The organism is Ruegeria sp. O4, assembly GCF_056535125.1.
The window spans coordinates 1-18,222 of the sequence record NZ_JBQERO010000001.1 but is presented as its reverse complement, the minus strand read 5'-3'; the positions used below and the strand labels follow the sequence as shown (position 1 = coordinate 18,222).

The 18,222-nt window shown below is 56.1% G+C and carries 17 protein-coding genes and 1 pseudogene; 6 read left to right on the top strand and 12 right to left on the bottom strand.

What is annotated here, in order from left to right:
• Positions 1 to 20: 20 nt before the first annotated feature.
• The 3 genes from ACR0J7_RS00090 to ACR0J7_RS00080 are packed head-to-tail and all read right to left on the bottom strand — an operon-like array spanning position 21 to position 3,796.
• Positions 21 to 386, bottom strand: coding sequence for an RNA-binding S4 domain-containing protein (locus ACR0J7_RS00090; protein WP_480485946.1), 366 nt, complete (start codon positions 384 to 386; stop codon positions 21 to 23).
• Between the two features lie 6 nt (positions 387 to 392).
• Positions 393 to 3,206, bottom strand: coding sequence for a helicase-related protein (locus tag ACR0J7_RS00085; protein ID WP_480912937.1), 2,814 nt, complete (start codon positions 3,204 to 3,206; stop codon positions 393 to 395).
• Between the two features lie 20 nt (positions 3,207 to 3,226).
• Positions 3,227 to 3,796: a tetratricopeptide repeat protein gene (locus ACR0J7_RS00080; RefSeq protein WP_480505551.1), complete on the bottom strand. Its 570-nt coding sequence runs from the start codon at positions 3,794 to 3,796 to the stop codon at positions 3,227 to 3,229.
• A 69-nt stretch (positions 3,797 to 3,865) separates the two neighbouring features.
• Here ACR0J7_RS00080 and ACR0J7_RS00075 point away from each other — a divergent pair, with 69 nt between their 5' ends.
• The 4 genes from ACR0J7_RS00075 to ACR0J7_RS00060 all read left to right on the top strand — a co-directional run bounded on the left by ACR0J7_RS00075 (position 3,866) and on the right by ACR0J7_RS00060 (position 7,769).
• Positions 3,866 to 4,156 carry an SCP2 sterol-binding domain-containing protein gene (locus tag ACR0J7_RS00075; RefSeq protein WP_209504212.1) on the top strand — a complete coding sequence of 97 codons (291 nt, stop codon included), beginning with the start codon at positions 3,866 to 3,868 and terminating at the stop codon, positions 4,154 to 4,156.
• Complete coding sequence (locus ACR0J7_RS00070; RefSeq protein WP_480565210.1) at positions 4,156 to 5,130, top strand: alpha/beta hydrolase; 975 nt, start codon at positions 4,156 to 4,158, stop codon at positions 5,128 to 5,130. The genes ACR0J7_RS00075 and ACR0J7_RS00070 overlap by 1 nt, the downstream gene beginning before the upstream one ends.
• 85 nt (positions 5,131 to 5,215) lie before the next feature.
• The gene (locus ACR0J7_RS00065; RefSeq protein WP_480565212.1) at positions 5,216 to 7,036 is read left to right on the top strand and encodes a M3 family oligoendopeptidase; all 1,821 of its coding nucleotides are present in this window, start codon (positions 5,216 to 5,218) and stop codon (positions 7,034 to 7,036) included.
• A gap of 211 nt (positions 7,037 to 7,247) precedes the next feature.
• A complete protein-coding gene (locus ACR0J7_RS00060) occupies positions 7,248 to 7,769 on the top strand; it encodes a hypothetical protein (RefSeq protein WP_480556324.1) in 522 nt (173 codons plus the stop codon).
• Positions 7,770 to 7,821: 52 nt separating this feature from the next.
• Here the strand turns inward: ACR0J7_RS00060 and ACR0J7_RS00055 are convergent, their stop codons facing one another.
• The 4 genes from ACR0J7_RS00055 to ACR0J7_RS00040 form a co-directional block, all read right to left on the bottom strand.
• Positions 7,822 to 8,091 (bottom strand): DksA/TraR family C4-type zinc finger protein, encoded by a 270-nt coding sequence (locus ACR0J7_RS00055; protein WP_480485956.1) that lies wholly within the window; start codon positions 8,089 to 8,091, stop codon positions 7,822 to 7,824.
• A gap of 13 nt (positions 8,092 to 8,104) precedes the next feature.
• Positions 8,105 to 9,124 carry a Gfo/Idh/MocA family protein gene (locus ACR0J7_RS00050; RefSeq protein WP_480912934.1) on the bottom strand — a complete coding sequence of 340 codons (1,020 nt, stop codon included), beginning with the start codon at positions 9,122 to 9,124 and terminating at the stop codon, positions 8,105 to 8,107.
• Between the two features lie 273 nt (positions 9,125 to 9,397).
• On the bottom strand, positions 9,398 to 10,294 hold the full coding sequence (rpoH, locus tag ACR0J7_RS00045) for an RNA polymerase sigma factor RpoH (protein WP_267366971.1): 897 nt from the start codon (positions 10,292 to 10,294) through the stop codon (positions 9,398 to 9,400).
• Positions 10,295 to 10,439: 145 nt separating this feature from the next.
• Positions 10,440 to 11,474 (bottom strand): RluA family pseudouridine synthase, encoded by a 1,035-nt coding sequence (locus ACR0J7_RS00040; RefSeq protein WP_480565218.1) that lies wholly within the window; start codon positions 11,472 to 11,474, stop codon positions 10,440 to 10,442.
• Here ACR0J7_RS00040 and ACR0J7_RS00035 point away from each other — a divergent pair.
• Positions 11,473 to 11,775, top strand: a complete 303-nt coding sequence (locus tag ACR0J7_RS00035) for a DUF6476 family protein (RefSeq protein WP_480565221.1) — start codon at positions 11,473 to 11,475, stop codon at positions 11,773 to 11,775. The genes ACR0J7_RS00040 and ACR0J7_RS00035 overlap by 2 nt on opposite strands.
• A gap of 5 nt (positions 11,776 to 11,780) precedes the next feature.
• On the opposite strand, the gene ACR0J7_RS00030 is transcribed toward ACR0J7_RS00035, so the two are convergent.
• From ACR0J7_RS00030 to ACR0J7_RS00015, 4 genes are all read right to left on the bottom strand, one after another.
• Positions 11,781 to 13,688 carry an ATP-grasp fold amidoligase family protein gene (locus ACR0J7_RS00030; protein ID WP_480831184.1) on the bottom strand — a complete coding sequence of 636 codons (1,908 nt, stop codon included), beginning with the start codon at positions 13,686 to 13,688 and terminating at the stop codon, positions 11,781 to 11,783.
• Positions 13,689 to 13,714: 26 nt separating this feature from the next.
• Entirely contained in the window at positions 13,715 to 14,734 is a 1,020-nt protein-coding gene (locus tag ACR0J7_RS00025; RefSeq protein ID WP_480505587.1) for a glycosyltransferase family 2 protein, read from the bottom strand.
• Positions 14,735 to 14,789: 55 nt separating this feature from the next.
• Entirely contained in the window at positions 14,790 to 15,461 is a 672-nt protein-coding gene (locus ACR0J7_RS00020; protein WP_480583676.1) for a class I SAM-dependent methyltransferase, read from the bottom strand.
• A 94-nt stretch (positions 15,462 to 15,555) separates the two neighbouring features.
• Entirely contained in the window at positions 15,556 to 17,436 is a 1,881-nt protein-coding gene (locus tag ACR0J7_RS00015; protein ID WP_480481388.1) for a glycosyltransferase family 2 protein, read from the bottom strand.
• A 367-nt stretch (positions 17,437 to 17,803) separates the two neighbouring features.
• Here ACR0J7_RS00015 and ACR0J7_RS00010 point away from each other — a divergent pair, with 367 nt between their 5' ends.
• Complete coding sequence (locus tag ACR0J7_RS00010) at positions 17,804 to 18,154, top strand: Arm DNA-binding domain-containing protein (RefSeq protein ID WP_480912931.1); 351 nt, start codon at positions 17,804 to 17,806, stop codon at positions 18,152 to 18,154.
• On the opposite strand, the pseudogene ACR0J7_RS00005 reads toward ACR0J7_RS00010, so the two are convergent.
• Positions 18,104 to 18,222: pseudogene (locus ACR0J7_RS00005) on the bottom strand (IS3 family transposase); the annotation flags it as partial. The gene ACR0J7_RS00010 and the pseudogene ACR0J7_RS00005 sit on opposite strands and share 51 nt — an antisense overlap.

Sequence of the window (18,222 nt, the reverse complement as noted above, 5' to 3'; positions counted from 1 at the left end):
GCCCGCTCTTCAAGACAGGATCAGTGATCTTCCGGGCGAGAAAGATCAATAGCGCGTCGATCTTTCTTGGTTGGTCGACCTTTTCCCTCGAAACCCGGATTTACAGGAGGCGCTTCCTGCTTTTCGGTCATATCAAAGTACAGCGTTTGCGCCTCGGGCGCCGGACCGCGGCGTTCCCCCAGTTTTTCCACACGTATAACGCGGACAATGCGGCCCTGCGAGAAGGTCAGAACGTCACCGGGGGCCACGGTCTGCGCCGGTTTCAGCACCCGGTTTCCATTCAGCCGGACATGGCCACCACTGACCTGTTTGGCGGCAAGGCTGCGGGTCTTGAAGAACCGCGCCTGCCACAACCATTTGTCAATTCGCAGTTTGGCCTCGGCCATCTTGCGTCAATTGCCGTCCTTCAGACCCATAAGCGCTGCGGCGAACGGGTTGTCGGGATCAATGGCCTTTTCCTTTTTCGGTGGCCGTGACGAGAAGGTCTTGGCACCCTGCGGCTTGCCGCCCTTCTTGCCGTGCGGTTTGCCACGGCCGTCCTGCGGTTTGCCCCGTGGTTTCCCCTTGCCCTGCCCCGGCTCGCGGCGCGGGCCACGGTTCGGCTGGCGCTGACGACCCCAGGTGAAGGTGTAGAACACTTCAACCTCGGGTTCATCCGACGCAGGTTCCACAACCTGACCTTCTGCGACGACCTCTGCTGCCGCCTCAGTGCTTTCGGTGGCCTCGGCTGGCGCGGCGACCTCTTCTGAGGCCGTGTCAGGTGCTGGCGTCTCATCGATAACGGCTTGTTCAGCCGCCTCTGTCTCAGGCTGCTCTACCGGGGCCGGTTTGACCTTGTCACGCTCGCCGCGCTCGGCTTTGTAGCCGAGCCCCTGCATCAGGTCTGCAAACTGTTCAAGCGTCATGCCAGTGATCGACAGCATATCCGGCTTGGCTTCGAACCCGCCACGGCTATCTTCCGAACGAAGCATGTCCGCCAGACGTTCCAGCATATCGATACGGATCGATCGGTCGCCCGCATCGCGGTAGCCGCACATGGTATCGTAACCCTGCGGTGCATCCTTGGCGACCGGCACTGTTACCAACCCCGGAGGCGGTGCTTCGGGGAATTCCTGCAAACCGCCATACAGCGCCCACAACACCAGGCGCAGACGCGTCGGTGCGGGCTTCAGCAAGAGCGGCATGAAGATGGTGAACTGGCCAAACCGGATACCGTGCTTGCGCAAGGCGCCGCGGGCGTCCTGATCCAGATCCTTGACCTCTTGCGCGACACCGGCGCGCGGAAGAACACCCAGCGCCTCGACCATGCGGAAGGCAAATCCTTTGGCCAGCCCGTTGAGTTCCTCATCGCGCGACAGATTTAGCAATGGCTCGAACAGCGCAGCGATCTTGCGGTCGATGAAGTGCTGCAACCGGCGCCGCACCTTCTGTTCAACATCCGGACCGGCGGCCTCATCCACAAAAACCTCGACCACGGGCTTGAGAGGTTCGGCCCCGGCAACCAATTTGCCAACGGCATATTCGCCCCACATCAGGCCACCCTGATCGGTGAAATCAATTTCGGTATCGGGCGCATTGTAGAAGCGATCGGCACGCAGATGGAATTGCGGCGCGAGTGCTTGCAGGGATGCCGATTTGAGCGCTTTCGCCTCGGTTCCTTGCGCGCTTTTGTCCGGGCTGAACCGGAACCCTTCCAGACGACCGACGAATTCGCCTTCGACGGTCACTTCACCCTTGTCATTTACTTCGGCCAAAAGGGCCTCCTTCTGCTTGAGCCGCCGCAACAAAACCGATGTACGCCGGTCCACAAATCTTTGAGTCAGTTGCTCATGTAGTGCGTCAGACAGCCTGTCTTCTACAGTGCGCGTTTCGTCACGCCAATGTGATTCGTCACGCACCCAACCGTTTCGTTGCGCAACATATGTCCAGGTGCGAATATATGCCAACCTTTTGGATAACGCATCGATATCCCCATGGGTTTGGTCAATCCGCCGTATCTGCCGGGCCATGAAATCATCGGGAATACTGCCGCGTTCGTGCAGGTGGCCATAGATCACTTCCAGCAGGCTGGCGTGCTCTGCATGGCTGATGCCGCGAAAATCAGGGATTCTGCACACATCCCACAGCAATCGGATGGATGGACCGTCACTTGCGCGGGCGGCAATCTCGGCCTGTTGTGACAGCGATTTCAACACATTCAGGTCATCAGCAGGGCGGGCTTTGATCAGGTGTTCGTCACTCGGGCTGACCTCAAGCGAGCTGATCAGCGCATCAATCGAACCGAACCGGAGAGCGGCATTCCGCCAGTTCAGCTTTTTCATCGGCGTAAACCGGCTGTCCATGATTGCTTGCGCGACACCTTCGTCCAGCGGCGGTGCCTCTCCGGTCACGCCAAAGGTGCCGTCCGACATCCCGCGCCCGGCCCGGCCTGCGATCTGGGCCAGCTCATTCGGGGCCAGCGGGCGCATCCGCCGCCCGTCGAATTTGGTCAGGGATGAAAATGCAACGTGGTTTACATCCAGGTTCAAGCCCATACCGATGGCATCTGTGGCGACCAGGTAATCGACCTCGCCATTTTGATAAAGTTCCACCTGAGCATTCCGCGTCCGTGGGCTCAGGGCCCCCATGACCACCGCCGCGCCACCTTTAAGGCGGCGCAAAAGTTCCGCGATGGCATACACATTCTCGACCGAAAACCCGACAATAGCGCTGCGGGCCGGCATCCGGCTGAGTTTCTTCGAACCGGAATAGACCAGCTGCGACATCCGCTCGCGTCGGACAAACTGCGCCTCGGGCACCAGCGCGGCAATCGGGCCGCGCATGGTGTCAGAGCCAAGGAAAAGTGTCTCGTTTGTTCCGCGCGACCGAAGCAGGCGATCCGTAAAGACATGGCCGCGCTCGGGATCGGCACACAGCTGGATTTCATCAATTGCCACGAAATCCGCGCCCATACCTTCGGGCATCGCCTCGACCGTGCAGACCCAATACTGGGTCCGAGGCGGCACGATCCTCTCTTCGCCGGTAACCAAAGCAACAACCGATGGCCCGCGGATGGCGACGATCTTGTCATAGACCTCACGCGCAAGCAGACGCAGCGGCAGACCGATGACACCTGTGCGGTATCCCAGCATCCGTTCGATTGCGTAATGGGTTTTACCTGTATTCGTAGGGCCCAAAACGGCCACTATTCGGGATGACCCGCTCACCTTTGCCCCCTGCCCGGACCTTACAGCGCTGCGCCGTCAATCTGCGGCTTCAGTCGATTCACCGCATTGGTTACTTCTTCGTGGTGGGGATGTATAGCCAATGCCCGTGAATAGGCCTCGTAGGCTTTGTCAGGTTGTCCGATAACCTCAAAGATCAGTCCCAAACCGTAGATTGCCTCGTAATTGTTGGGGTTCAGGGTCAGGGCATGTTCCAGATCGGCAGCGGCCATGCCAAACCGTTCGATCCCGAAAAAGGCCGAAGCGCGCAGGTGCCAGCCTTCAGCAAAATCGGGCGCATGGTCCGTCAGGGCGGTCAGATGTTCCAGCGCCGCACCTACGTCACCGTCATCCAGCGCTTCACGGCCACGTTCCAGCAGCAGATCGGCCGATGCTGAACCGGACTGGGCCCACAGAGCTTGCAACTGCCGATCCAGAGCAATGGCCTGCTCGGGCGTCGATTGGGCAAGTTTTTGCAGCAATTCGCCCTCATCGCGCAAATCCGCCTGTTGCGCGAGGCAAGTGGAGGAAATCGTGACTAGGACAAAAAGTGCCGCGACGATACCTTTGAGATTGTAGATTGCAATGCTCATAACAATAGTCAGTGTAGCGTTGCGACCGGGGATGTCCATTCACGGCGCACTAACAATATGAGGAAAAACATGAGCGAGACTCTTGAAAAGGCAGCCGCCGCTTTGAATGAAAAACTGGAAGGCGGCGCGTTTGATGCCTCGGCCAAGTTTGATATCGCCGATCTGGGTGCCATTGTCCTGGATTCTAACGGTGCGCGGGTCAGCGACGACGATGCTGATGTCACCCTCAGCGCGGATGCCGACACGTTCGAACAAATCCTCAGCGGTGAATTGAACCCTACAGGTGCGTTCATGTCCGGCAAGCTGAGCATTGATGGCGACATGGGTGTTGCCATGAAACTTGCATCGGTACTGGCCTGATGGAGTTCTCGCCGGCCCCCCTGTTTGAAGACGTGGCCGGCGGCCCCGCCGGTGGAAAGGCCCACTGGTTGACGACGTCGGATCAAAAACGCATCCGCGTTGCTCACTGGCTTCCGGGCGGAAAGGCACATGGCACTGTCATGATGTTTCCGGGACGCACGGAATACATAGAAAAATACGGCAATACTGCCAGCGAATTCGTAGAGCGTGGGTTCGCCATGCTGGCTGTCGACTGGCGCGGTCAGGGTCTTGCGGATCGGTTGCTGGACGATGCTCGGGTCGGACATGTCGATCAGTTCACCGATTACCAGCAGGACGTTCAGGTCACCCTGAAACTTGCAAGCGCGCTGGACCTGCCAAAACCATGGTACGTGGTCGGGCATTCGATGGGCGGTGCAATCGGGTTGCGTGCCGTCATCGAGAATGGCTGCTTTGCCGCGTGTGCCTTCACGGGCCCGATGTGGGGAATTTTCTTCACCCCGGTCATGAAACCCCTAAGCCGCGTGACAGCCTATTGGGGCACAGCACTTGGCCTGGGCGAGCGGACGCCCCCCACCACGACGCTCAAAAGTTATGTCCTGTCGCAACCTTTCGAAGGCAATATGCTGACCCGTGATCCAGACATGTACCGGATGATGCAGGATCAGTTGAATGAGCATCCTGAACTTGCGCTGGGTGCCCCATCAAATCTGTGGCTGCGCGAGTCGCTGGATGAATGTGCTTGGTTGATGGAACAGCCCGCCCCAAAAACACCCTGCCTGACATTTCTGGGCAGCCATGAGCAAATCGTTGACCGCAAGGCAATTCGTGCGCGCATGGCCAATTGGCCCAACGGAACGCTGATCGAAATCCCGGATGGTGAACACGAGGTGCTGATGGAAGCACCCGAGGTTCGAGGGCCGGTTCTGGACAAGATTGCGGCGCATTTTCTGGCCAATCAGGCCAATGGCGCATCCGAGCTGGTTTCCTCGTAAACCCTTTCACCTTTGGAATTGGCCGCTTGTGATCCGGGCGCGCCAGCCCTAGATGTTTGCAAAAGCAGTCTACTAAAGGTGATCCATGCGCGACCTCCCCTTCCCTGTCCGTGACGCGAACGCAACCGGTGGCTCCGGCAATCTGGGCAATCTTCCGGAATGGGATCTGAGCGATCTCTATACCTCGGAAGGCGCACCCGAATTAGCGCGCGATCTGGATTGGCTGGAAGGCGAATGTGCCGCATTTGCTGCTGATTACGAAGGCAAACTGGCCGATCTGGATGATGCAGACCTGCTGGCCTGTGTGCATCGCAACGAAAAGATCAACACCATCGCCGGGCGTATCATGTCCTTTGCTGGTCTGCGCTATTACCAACTGACCACTGATGCAGAGCGCGCCAAATTCCTGTCGGATATGCAGGAAAAGATCACGATCTTCACCACTCCGCTTGTGTTCTTCACGCTCGAGATCAACCGGATCGAAGACGACGTTCTGAAGGCGCATTTTGCGGCCAACAAAGATCTTGCCCGATACGAACCTGTGTTCCGCCGCATCCGCGCAATGAAGCCCTATCAGCTGTCTGATGAACTGGAAAAGTTCCTTCATGATCTGGGGGTTGTCGGCGACGCATGGGAACGCCTGTTCGACGAAACGATTGCCGGTCTGGCTTTTCATGTCGACGGTGAAGAATTGAACATCGAAGGCACCCTGAACCTGCTGACGGAACAGGACCGCGCGAAACGTGAGGCTGCGGCGCGCGAACTGGCATCGGTCTTTCAGGACAACGTAAAAACCTTCGCCCGTGTCCACAACACGCAGGCCAAAGAGAAAGAAATCGTCGATCGCTGGCGCAAGATGCCGACCGCTCAGACCGGGCGTCACCTGTCGAACGATGTCGAGCCCGAGGTGGTCGAGGCCCTGCGTGAGGCAGTCGTGGCCGCCTACCCCAAACTGAGCCATCGCTATTATGAGCTGAAGCGCAAGTGGCTTGGACTGGACGTCATGCAGGTCTGGGACCGCAACGCGCCCCTGCCCATGGAAGACACGCGTATCGTGAATTGGGAAGAGGCCCAAAAGACGGTGATGAACGCGTATGATGCCTTTGATCCCCGGATGGGCGAAATCGCGGCGCCTTTCTTCTCAAAAGGATGGATCGACGCTGCGGTGAAACCTGGCAAAGCGCCGGGGGCCTTCGCCCATCCGACGGTCACCGATGTCCACCCCTATGTGATGCTCAACTATCTGGGCAAACCGCGCGATGTGATGACCCTTGCCCATGAACTGGGACACGGCGTCCATCAGGTGCTGGCCGCCGGTCAGGGCGAGATGCTGTCATCCACCCCGCTGACGCTGGCGGAAACCGCCTCGGTCTTTGGTGAGATGCTGACGTTCCGCAAGATGCTGGAACAGGCCGAAACCCCGGAACAGCGCAAGGTTCTGCTAGCTGGCAAGGTCGAAGATATGATCAACACGGTGGTCCGCCAGATCGCCTTCTACGACTTTGAATGCAAGTTGCACGCCGCCCGACGTGAGGGCGAGCTGACCCCGGATGACATCAACGCCCTGTGGATGAGCGTTCAGGCCGAAAGCCTTGGCCCCGCATTCGAATTCATGGACGGGTACGAGACCTTCTGGGCATACATCCCCCACTTCGTCCACTCGCCCTTTTATGTCTATGCCTATGCCTTCGGCGACGGCCTCGTGAACGCGCTTTATTCGGTATTCGAAAGCGGCGCGGAAGGGTTTGAGGACAAGTATTTCGACATGCTGCGCGCTGGTGGTTCAATGCACCACAAGGAACTGCTGGCCCCGTTCGGCCTGGACGCCAGCGACCCCAAGTTCTGGGACAAGGGCCTGTCGATGATCTCAGGCTTCATTGACGAGTTGGAGGCGATGGAGGGTTGAGACGCCCTCGACAGAGGGTCGCGACATCTGCCTTGCTGAAAAAACCTGCCATGCCCGGCACTGTCGCGCCCAAGGGGCCCCTGAACGCCCGCTACGCGGGACGAAGCTGGCGTTGAACAGCTTTGGACCGGACTTTATGGTAAAAGTGATTTCTCAGTGAAGAAAAGTAACCTTGAATGCTGGATGGCCATTGAAACTTCTTACTCATTTGATGGCAATCGCCACAATTCTGTTCGCACAAACAAGCTATGCAGAAGGCACTCGGTTTGGTCGCCTTGATGGGTCATACCTTATCGCCAACATGGAAAGAGAGGAAATCTGGTCAGCCGAGTTCAATGAGGCATTTATTAGATACACCTGCTTAGAGTGCGCTTCTCCGGTCACAGCTCTCTTGGAAGCCATCACGCCTTACACGTCTGAACACTATGGAAGTTTGAGCGAAAGGTATCTTTCAGAACGCAAGGTTTATTGCACGGAATTGGTAGTAAGCGGCGCCGGCCAATGCCTGAAAACACGTCCAGCACGTATGCGTGGAGGTTCTTTGTCAGGATTTATCTCTGAACAAGACATTGCAAGTCAGCGAGAAATCGAAATCGTGTTCTTTTACCATGAACGAGAGTTTGGCCCTGAACTAATCCGAACCAAGATATTGCTCGAAGATGGCGCAATCTTACCAATTGATGCCCTGGGAATGTTTCGAGAGCATATGGCAAAGCTTACAATATTCTGGTGATCGAACAGTTTGCGTAGCAATAAGTCTGGGCTTGTAGCAGCCGTACCTGAGATCACTTCAACTGGCTGTCTTTTGACCCACGCCGATTGACGCCGCCACGTGCCTTGTACGCACCATCCCGTTCCTGCTGGCAATCAAGGCACAGCTTCACGCCCGGCAAAGCAACGCGGCGTTTCTCAGGGATCGGCTCTTCGCATTCGGCGCAATGGGTCAGGCTTTCACCAACAGGCCGCTTTTGCGCCTGCATCCGCGCCAGTTCATCCGAAATCGACGCTTCGATCTGTTCGCTCACTGCGCCGTCGCGCGCCCAGCCTCCGGCCATGGGTCATCTCCTGCTAAACGTAAGCAAAAGGATAGCCGAGCCCGCGCGCAAAGGGCAAGTTACAGCGAAACTGCGCGTCGAACACGCGGTCAATCACCTCTTGCGTCCCCCGAGAAAACTCCAGCGGACAGGGATACTCTACTCCTTCCCTGACCGAGCGGCAGAAGGCCTCGACCTGAAGCTTGTAATGGTCTGCTCCAGGGAACCGGGTGACCAGCACCTCAAGCCCCGGGCGATGCAACTCGACCCGGGCTTCACCAAACACACGCGCATTAAACGGAGTTGTCAGGCGGATCAGGCCATTGTCCCCGTGAAACACCATTTCCTGATGAGGATGCATCCGAATGGACACGTAGCTTGAGTAGGTAAAACCGGGGAACTGCGCGCGAATTTCGGTGAAGATGTCGATATCATCCTGCCAACGGATGGCTGACTGTATCGCCACCGGTTCTTGCCCCGTTGCAAAGCGCGCTCCGCCGATCACGTAAACCCCGATATCACGCAATCCGCCGCCGCCCGTTTCAGCGCGGTTTCGAATATTCTGGGTATCTGCCCGATTGTCGAAACTGAACGCCCCGGTTACATGCACCAGATTTCCGATTGCACCATCCGCAATCAGTTTACGTGCCAGTTGCCATTGGGGGTGATGCACGATCATGTACGCCTCGGCAGCAAGCAAGCCGCTTTCGTCGCGCTTTTGGATCAATGCCTCAAACTCATCCGCCTTCATAGTCATCGGCTTTTCGCACAGCACATGCTTGCCGGCATCCAGCGCTTTCAGGCTCCATTCCACATGAAGATGGTTGGGCAGTGGTATGTAGACCGCATCAATACCAGGGTCCGCCAACAGCGCATCATAGCTTTCGAACACTTTCAGATCGGGACAGAACGACGAAAAAGGTTCAGCCTTTGCCGCGTCTGACGTCGCCAGCGCAGCCAGTCGCGCCCCGTTGGCGGCATGTATCGCCGGTGCCATGTATTCACGCGCGAATTTCGCGGCACCTAACACGCCAAACTGAACCGGTTTTTGCATAACGCTCTCCATAGATGTTTGAACCCCAAAGGGTTCGTGCCCCTGCGAGGTCCGCAGGATCGACCTGTCACACCGTCATCGAAATGAAACGCGTCTTTGCCGTACCATAGCTTTGGCCCTGCGGCCATTCTTTTGGCTTCACAGTCTGGATAGCGGTCATACGCGTTCAGCAGGAAATGATCTGTCAGGACGCGCCGGGCATGTGCGCGAAGAGGCGGTTTCTTCGCACAAGTGTAAAAACCAGCCCGCAGCTATTGCAGGCTGGTATTGTGGTCAGCTGACACCCAGCATCCCTTTTTCACGTGCCAGATCCCGCATTTTCTTTTGCAGCTTCTCGAACGCGCGAACTTCGATCTGACGGATCCGCTCGCGGCTGACATTGTATTGGGCGCTGAGGTCCTCCAGCGTAACCGGTTGATCCAGCAACCGGCGCTGGGTCAGGATGTCCTTTTCACGGTCGTTCAACACGTCCAGCGCCGCAGCAAGCAACTCGCGACGCGCTTCCAACTCATCGCGCGCCTCATAATCTCCGGCCTGGTCGGCGTCTTCATCCTCAAGCCAGTCCTGCCATTGCATCGTGCCTTCGCCTTCGGACCCGACCGTGGCGTTCAGAGAAGCGTCCCCGCCGGACATACGGCGGTTCATGCTGATGACTTCCTCTTCGGTCACGCCTAGATCATTGGCAATTTGCGCGACGTTTTCGGGGCGCAAGTCGCCCTCTTCCAGTGCACCGATGCGCGCCTTGGCTTTGCGCAGGTTGAAGAACAGTTTTTTCTGCGCCGAAGTTGTGCCCAGTTTCACCAGCGACCATGACCGCAGAATATATTCCTGAATCGAGGCGCGAATCCACCACATGGCATAGGTGGCCAGACGGAAACCCTTTTCAGGGTCAAAACGTTTGACCGCCTGCATCAGGCCCACATTGGCTTCGGAAATCACTTCGGCTTGCGGCAGACCGTAGCCGCGATATCCCATGGCAATCTTGGCCGCCAGCCGCAGGTGCGATGTCACCATCTTATGCGCGGCTTCTGTGTCCTGCTCTTCAACCCAGCGCTTGGCCAGCATGTATTCTTCTTCTGGCTCAAGCAGGGGAAACTTGCGAATCTCCTGCATATAGCGGTTCAGGCCGCCCTCGGGCGTCGGCGCGGGGAGATTTGCGTAATTTGCCATTATGATGTCCCTCCGACAAATGTTTAAGTCTTTAACATAGGATATGGGTAAAGAACCCATCCTGTTCAAGAGGTGCTGCTAACAGTCTGAAATTAATCTTTCATGAAGGAAAGATAAGAAACTCTTACTCACAGGACTTTGCTTATTATGTCAGCGGTGCACGAAGCGCGGCAATCAGGTTCTCCATGTCTTGCGGCAGTTCGGCTTCAAACCGCAGGTTTTCGCCGGTCACCGGGTGCTCGAACCCCAATACGGCGGCGTGAAGCGCCTGCCGGGGAAAGCCGGACACGCATTCGGCGGCGGCAGGCACAAACGCCTTGGTCGCCAGTTTCCGCTTTCCACCATAGACCGGATCCCCGACAAGCCCATGCCCGGCATGGGCCATATGAACGCGGATCTGGTGCGTTCGCCCGGTCTCGAGCCAGCATTCGATCAAAGCCAGACCAGCAGGCGCACCAAATGTTTCAACAACCCGCGCGCGTGTCACAGCGTGGCGCCCGCCATGAAACAACACCGCCTGCCTTTGACGGTCGGTCTTGTGCCGCGCAAGCTGGGTCGTCACAAGCATGATGTTGCCCGGCTCAAAGCTGACACCTTTGACGCCGCGCAAACGAGGATCACTTGCATCCGGAACCCCGTAACACACAGCACGGTAATAGCGCTCGACGCTATGTGCTGCGAATTGCTCGGCCAGCCCGTGATGCGCGGCGTCCGTTTTAGCGACCACCAGAAGACCGCTGGTTTCCTTATCGATCCGGTGAACGATACCGGGGCGTTTCACCCCCCCAACACCTGACAAAGCGTCACCGCAATGGTGTAGCAAGGCGTTGACCATCGTACCCCCGGGCGAGCCCGGCGCGGGGTGCACGACCATGCCTGCTGGCTTGTTGACGACGATCACGTCTGCGTCTTCGAAAACAACCTCAAGCGGGATGTCTTCAGCACCGATATGGCTGTCTTCCGCCTCGGCTACAGTTATGGCGACCTGCGCCCCTTCGGACACTTTGGCCTTTGGGTCCTGAATCCGGGTCCCGTCGATCCGAACCGCGCCATCCTCGATCAGGCGCGCCAACCGCGTGCGCGACAGGTTTTCACCGTCTGGCACATCCCGCGAAAGCGCCTTATCAAGGCGAGGCGGCGGATCGGCCGCGATCTGAAACTCAATCTGGCGGGTGCCCATGACTGTCCCTTCCGAACCCCAAGAACCGCAGGAAACCCCACAGCTGCGATTGCTGCGGCGGATGGTCATGCTGCTGACCGCGGTGATGATTGGCGGGGTTCTAGTGACATTCGCCCTGATTGTCATCCGCCTATCGGACCGCACACCCGCCTTGCCAGATCAAATCAACCTGCCCGACGGTGCCCGGGCACAGGCCCTGACCATCGGGTCCAACTGGTATGCGGTCGTGACCGACGACAACCGCGTCCTGATCTTTGACAAGACAACAGGAAAGCTGCGTCAGGAAATCGCCGTCGAGTAACCTGATCAGTTCGGGAACAGACGGGTGCCAACCCAGGCCTCACCCATCTGCACATCCAGTTCGGGAGTACGCATCTTGCGTTTTCCGCCAAACGGGCAGAGAGTGATTTCGCCAAGATATATCTTGTCGCCAATTACATAAAGGTCCACCCGCGCAAACTCGACACGTTGCCCAACCGCTTCGGCTATTGCGACCATATCGTCAAAGACCTCTGGCTTGGGCTCGGTGTCATCGCTTGTCTGGAAGTACAGCTCTTTCGGGATAAAGTTGAAATCCCGGTCGTGGATCATCTGCACATGCCCCCGAGAGCGGTCCCGGTCGACCTGAACAATCTGGACCTTTCCGGCGACAACCCAGAATTTCCAATCGATGATGTCCTGACCTTCAACCGCCAAATCTTCCTCGAGGAAATAGCGCGTTTCGATCGTGGAATACCACCATTCTGCCGCCCAGAAGCCGTGGGGAATGGGTTTATTGCTCCAGTTGGTAAGCTTTTCCTTGGCCAGGTTGCGGTCTTCTGTGTTCATGGGCCAAGTGATCCTGTGGTTTTGCCCCTGCCCGTTATTGCATTTGAGCCAATAGCTGCCGGGCTCGAGATCGAGGTCTTCCGGCAACTCAGGCGACGATGAAACCCAATAGCGCTTCACCGGTGTAACAAGGTTCCTGGCTGGTTCTGGGATATAACTTTCCGCCGTCAACTTATCCGCCGCCGACACTTCGGGCATCTCGGCAAACAGCTTCATGACCAGCATCTTCTCAGTCACGGTCTTTGGGTTGCTCAAATCAGGCAAATAGCGCTGATTGTTGGCAAATCTTGACAATGACATAGACATGGCATTCAACCGCAATGCGTCATTGGCATAGTGATCCCAACCTCGCTGATGACCCGATTGGGGTTTATCATTCACCCCATAAAGCCCTCTGTCTTTTATTTTATCCAATTCAACCTGGGCCAATTTGAAGAACTGCTCAGAGTTTGCGACCTGAGCTACGGACATCACGCCGTTGGTGGCCTCACTGATTTCCTCTTTGCTGATCCGCAAGTCCGGAAGCGAGTCGGGAAACTCGATTTTCTGCGGCGCGCCCCGCCCTCTGCGTGGCAAAGGTGCATTGGCAGGACTGATCCCCAAACCGCGCAGCCTTCGATCCAGAAATGAATGACGTTTTACACCCTTGGCAATCCACCAACGCATCCGACGGCCCCAAAGATGGACGGCCTGCGTCTGGTCCGTAAGGTACTTTTTTCGAAACTCCCGCGCTGGAATGTCGTTCGCCTGCCCCGTTTGCCGAAACGGCAAAGGGTAAAACACCGGGGGTGGGCTAGCGTGTTCAATCTCGCCATGATGTCGCAGAAACCACGTCATGACACCGGGTCCGTAAACGCTGTGTGCCTGATCCGAGGCATGAGGCAACTCACCGGCCTTTTTCTGGCGTTCCAGCTTCTCGCGTTCCTCACCTTCTACCCAAGGACGGATCGGGAATGGATCAAGACTGTATTCCGTATACGCTTTCAATGCGGGGCTGTCTGACGGCAACCGCATGATCGCATTGCAGATCGTATTGCGATTGAAGAAACCGAAAATATGATCCGCTTTCGGGATCGGTTTCAAAGAAATCACATCCGTATCGCACCAGAGAAAATCGGTTTTTTGCATTAACTGCAGCCTGAAAATATCAGATTGCGGAACCGGTGTTTTGAACTGGTTGTTCATGATGAACCGCTGCGGTTCGTGAATCTCGTTCGCGGAAACCAGTTCGATACCTTCTGGTACATTCTCGACTTCGTCATAGTGGAACAGCACGACCCTGTGCCCGTTCGCGACAAACGACAAAAGGCACATCTGTTCCAGAAAACTGAGAGGACCTTCCAACCAGAGCATTCCGATTGTAGGAAGAGTATTTTCCGCAGCCATATGCAGTTTCTCCGAGGGCGAGTTTGTCAGGATTCAGGCTGTTTTTCGCTGGAAGACGGTTGCTTGTCAGCCGAAAGACGTGCGTGCAATCCGCGGTCTTTTGCAACAAATTCAACAGCCGGCTTATTAACAAGCGTCTGGTAAAGCGCGTTGTACTCTGGCTGTTTGAGAAGATCTTCGATCAACGCCTTATGCCACAGGAATGCTTTTCGGTGCAGCCGCGCAAGCCGTTCGTCGGACTGAAACTCCGCCATCAATGCGTCAACTTCGTCCTTGTACCTGAGGATCGTCTCATCCGCCGCCCCACCCCTGTTCCAACGGTCCCAGTATTCCGTTCCCAACGTCTGGGACGAGTGATTAGCTCGCCCACGGCTGCGCTTGGCCAGATAGGCTTGTGTGGAGCGGACCGCATAGTGATTGATCTGTGCAATCTCAAATCCAAAAGGCGGTGCAACATGATTCCCAAAAGGTGCGGGTTCTTTCGCGTGCCCCCCGGGAACAGACCGGAACACACCTGCCTCAAACTCGGATTTGGGATGCGGGTTGTGCATACCATAGCGGAGATAGACTTCACCCTGCCGGAAAAGCGATTTGACGAACCGGCGCCCCGCCCCGCCCTGCTCATACTCTAACTCACCATCAAAAAACTGCTGCGTCACTGGCGCGTCGCGCAACACATGGCGACCGCTGTTCGAGAATATCTTCCAGGGAATCGAAATGACATCCACGCCCGGTGTGGCCTCAATCAGGTCGTCCACCTTATGGTTTCCGACATGAATATTCAGAAACTCATCCGCATCGCAGACATAGACCCACTTGGCTTCTTTCACGACGGGCAAACGGCGGGCCTGCCTCAGTGCTGATCTGTGAATCCCGCCCGTTCCCACGCGGTTCCTGTGAAATTCAACATGCCCCAGGGCCTCAAGGCGGCGCAAAATTCTGTTCGTACCGTCCGTGCAATCGTTGGTGTAAACAATGATCCTGTCGAAACCCAAAACTTTATGATGAGCCACCCATTCCAGAATATATGGGCCCTCATTTTTCATCGCAGAGATGAGGATTTTTTGAGGCTTGTTCATCGCTGCCATCCACCCCAGACGCTTAGTCGCCCTGTTTCTTGCTGTCGTCTTGCGGGGTGATTTTTTCTATAGCGATCTGCGCACCAGCAATTGCCCGGATACGCAATTCACGGGGGTGTTTGCCCAGAAACTCGTTGACGGCTCGGATCACGCCATCACCCCACCAGCCGCGACGGTGGTAATCATCGAACGCCATGATCCCACCCGATTTGATCTTGGGAAACAAAGCCTCCAGGTCCGCAGTTACTCCTTCGTAAGAATGGTCACCGTCGACATAGGCAAAAGAGATGCTCTCATCGTCAAAGAGCTTTAATGCCGGCACCGAGAAATCGCGAATGATGCCAACCTTGCCTTCCTCGATCTCTTTTTCGAAGGACGCGACGACCTTCTGGAAGATGGCTTCCATCTTTTCGTCTTCGGTCCGGCCGACAAACGCCGTTGTGTGCGATTCCTCGCCAATATGTTTCCAGGGATCGATCAGAAACAACTGACTGGGTTCAAGCAATTTCAGGATTGTCGGAGAAAACTCGCCCTGCCAGACACCGATCTCAACAGCCACCCCGCCCTTGGGAAGGCGCGTCAGGAACGTACGACGGATCGCGTCTTTTGTATTCTTGCGCTTGGTTGCCTTGTCTGCGTTCGGTTTATTCTGGCTGCCGGGAACAGCACCGATCACTCTGGGTTCGTTTGACATCTCGACCTCACTTGCAGACGGGTATTGATTTCTCGCGAAACCCGTTTTGTTTATTGGGCAATGGCTAACATGTCGTTGCTTCAAGAACCAGAAGCTATGTGTCGTTTTTGGAAAGTGGTGGCAACTTGTCGATACCAAGCCACGGAGGCTCGAGGCTTGTAATCCGATAGTCACTCGCTTTGCTCGCAAGAAAACGGTTAATCGCCGAAGACATGCCGGAATAAGACCCTTTGCCCCGCCTGTAGGATGTAAAGGCGATACTTCCGCCCGGAGCCAGAACCCTGTCGATCCGGTTCAACAGCTGCAACATGACACGCTCGGCCCGAACCCCGCGTATGATCACGACGCCAACGCTTTGATCCTGAAACAGCTTCAGCATCAAAGGCGGCAGCGCCCGGTAGACCCTCAGACGACCCGCAATGATCGGTTCGCGGAAATACTCCAGCAATGCATAGAACGTGCGATCCAGGGCCTGTAGATTACTATCTTGCGTTGTATCCTTGCAGGCGAACGTATCCCACGACAGCCCCCATGGCCCGATGATCGTCAATTGCGCGACTGCATCCAATGCGAGTATTTCTTCAACGATTTCGGTTTCGACATGCCCGATCAAAACCCAGTTCTTCTTGCCGCTGATTGACCGCAAGAACCGCTGTCGCTGCTCTTTCGTTCTTTCAACCTCCGGAGACACTGGCGGCAGGAAAGATGGGTCCTTCGGATCGAACGGCAAGTCCACCTGTTTTGCATTAGTGATTAATGCATGCTGCGCCGCCGCTTCTTCGTACTCCATGGCCGTTCCCAGAGAATCCAGCCGGGTAAACCAAGGGTAGTTATTGGGTTTTGAGTTTTCAGGTTTGGACATCTTGCCCAAGCGCGTCCATTTCGCAACTTGCGCGAAAGAAACTTCGGGGTCTTTGTAGGTCTCGGCATCAAAGGAAAGATCGCCTTCTTCCATCACGCCCAGATCCAGCGCCTTGATATATCGCCCCCCGGCAAAATTCTTGTACCGAGTTATGAATCCCTGCGCGGCCTCTGTTTCACGTATCTCCGAGATACGGCGCTTGTGATAAGCAACAGCTTTTTCGTGCAAGTCTCCCAGAACACGATCCGCACGTAGTTCATCATACGATTTTCCAAGGCGGTCCAATTTGGAAAGGACCGATAATTCTTCAACCTTGTTGAAGCAATGCATGTGCCAATAGGCTTGTCCCGTTGCCTCCATCTTGGGATGAAACGCGGTTGTGTTTACATCCCCCCGCAGCCGCTTCATCAGATAACTCTCAATGGACCGGACGGCATAGTGGTTCATCCTGAAAAACTGCTGCCCAAAGGCCGCGCCAGTCGTGGAATGAGACCAACCGTTTCGCCGCATTGCAGGTGGCAAGGGATCTCCGTCACCATCAATCCATGCAAAGCTTTCGGCCTTGCCGGCGATTGGGCCACGCGGACGGTGTGTGTTGATTGCCCGATAAGACCCGTTGTTTCTGACAAGCGATTTGAAGGCACGCACATTCTGCGGTGTGACCACCCCCAACTCTGCTGCAGATGTGAATTGTTCGATCACAAACTTGTCTTCAAACTCGACAATCCCATTGTGTCCGAACATCTGCCATATCGCGGCAAATCCGTCTGCATGTGGAAAGGTGCGAAACATATCGTCCAGCGTGCCGTCCCCAACACGGATATCGAGAAATTCGTCGACATCACAAACCAGAATCCACTCGGCCTCAGCGTACCAGGGATGTTCCATAGCGTTCGCATAGGCCGACGCCTGCGGCCCATGCTTCCAGGGACCGGGGTTATCGATATGCACCAGAAAACCCAGTTCCTCGCATCTTTTCAGGATCGCATCGGTGCCATCAGAACAGTCATTCGAATTGACTATGAAATGCGTGAACCCGATCGAAAGGTAATAGGCGATCCATTCAAGGATGAACGGCCCCTCGTCTTTCATCGTTGATATGACAAGTCTCATCGCACCTACCCGCAACCTTGGCTCGCAAACTCAGGACGAAGGGAAAAATCGCATCATTGCAGAGGTATGGCGCGCTTCCCGACACCTGGCTTAGTTACGGGCCTCGGATTTGCAATGCAAGAGAACAGACCAGAACGGCAAAGCCTGCTTCGCATAAGCTGATCCGTGCTTCACAGGATGCGAAAAGATTTGGTGCGGTCGAGATGCCTTGAAGTACCGTTGCCCTGTATTTCTGCTTGTCCCCCTATATCCACCGGCGTGGAAAAAATTGCGCAAGGACAGTGCTTTGCGGGTACTTTACTGTTTCCCTTTAGCTCCAAGTGTTTCACTGTGTCCCTGAATACAGGGTGGACATGAAGGTGGATCGATGCCTGCACTAAACAAACTCACGGCAGTCAAGGTAAAGACAGCGCCTCCCGGAAAATACAACGACGGTGGCGGGCTTTGGCTGCACAAACGCGCTGATGGCGGCGGGCAATGGTTTCTGCGGGTCCAAATCCACGGCAGACGACGCGAAATGGGTCTCGGTTCATTTACGGAAGTGGGCCTGAAAGAAGTCCGTAACAGTGCCGAACGATGGCGTAAGGTCGCCCGGAGTGGCAAAGACCCAATTAAGGAGCGACAGCGTTTGGACCTGTCCCGTTTTTGTGCCGCCCCAAGTGCTCGTTTAAGCCACTTTCCTTTCGAATGCGACGGGGCTTTTCCAGCCCAATGCTGAGTGCCTTCGCCGCGGATTGTAGAAGCCATTGATGTACTGGAAGATTGCCAGTTCCGCGTCTCGTCGCG

Bases quoted from the DNA above. Each gene is read 5' to 3' on its own strand.
- ACR0J7_RS00090 (WP_480485946.1), bottom strand. From the start codon at position 386: ATGGCCGAGGCCAAACTGCGAATTGACAAATGGTTGTGGCAGGCGCGG.
- ACR0J7_RS00080 (WP_480505551.1), bottom strand. From the start codon at position 3,796: ATGAGCATTGCAATCTACAATCTCAAAGGTATCGTCGCGGCACTTTTT.
- ACR0J7_RS00075 (WP_209504212.1), top strand. From the start codon at position 3,866: ATGAGCGAGACTCTTGAAAAGGCAGCCGCCGCTTTGAATGAAAAACTG.
- ACR0J7_RS00070 (WP_480565210.1), top strand. From the start codon at position 4,156: ATGGAGTTCTCGCCGGCCCCCCTGTTTGAAGACGTGGCCGGCGGCCCC.
- ACR0J7_RS00065 (WP_480565212.1), top strand. From the start codon at position 5,216: ATGCGCGACCTCCCCTTCCCTGTCCGTGACGCGAACGCAACCGGTGGC.
- ACR0J7_RS00060 (WP_480556324.1), top strand. From the start codon at position 7,248: ATGGCAATCGCCACAATTCTGTTCGCACAAACAAGCTATGCAGAAGGC.
- ACR0J7_RS00055 (WP_480485956.1), bottom strand. From the start codon at position 8,091: ATGGCCGGAGGCTGGGCGCGCGACGGCGCAGTGAGCGAACAGATCGAA.
- ACR0J7_RS00050 (WP_480912934.1), bottom strand. From the start codon at position 9,124: ATGCAAAAACCGGTTCAGTTTGGCGTGTTAGGTGCCGCGAAATTCGCG.
- rpoH (WP_267366971.1), bottom strand. From the start codon at position 10,294: ATGGCAAATTACGCAAATCTCCCCGCGCCGACGCCCGAGGGCGGCCTG.
- ACR0J7_RS00035 (WP_480565221.1), top strand. From the start codon at position 11,473: ATGACTGTCCCTTCCGAACCCCAAGAACCGCAGGAAACCCCACAGCTG.
- ACR0J7_RS00040 (WP_480565218.1), bottom strand. From the start codon at position 11,474: ATGGGCACCCGCCAGATTGAGTTTCAGATCGCGGCCGATCCGCCGCCT.
- ACR0J7_RS00030 (WP_480831184.1), bottom strand. From the start codon at position 13,688: ATGGCTGCGGAAAATACTCTTCCTACAATCGGAATGCTCTGGTTGGAA.
- ACR0J7_RS00025 (WP_480505587.1), bottom strand. From the start codon at position 14,734: ATGAAAAATGAGGGCCCATATATTCTGGAATGGGTGGCTCATCATAAA.
- ACR0J7_RS00020 (WP_480583676.1), bottom strand. From the start codon at position 15,461: ATGTCAAACGAACCCAGAGTGATCGGTGCTGTTCCCGGCAGCCAGAAT.
- ACR0J7_RS00015 (WP_480481388.1), bottom strand. From the start codon at position 17,436: ATGAGACTTGTCATATCAACGATGAAAGACGAGGGGCCGTTCATCCTT.
- ACR0J7_RS00010 (WP_480912931.1), top strand. From the start codon at position 17,804: ATGCCTGCACTAAACAAACTCACGGCAGTCAAGGTAAAGACAGCGCCT.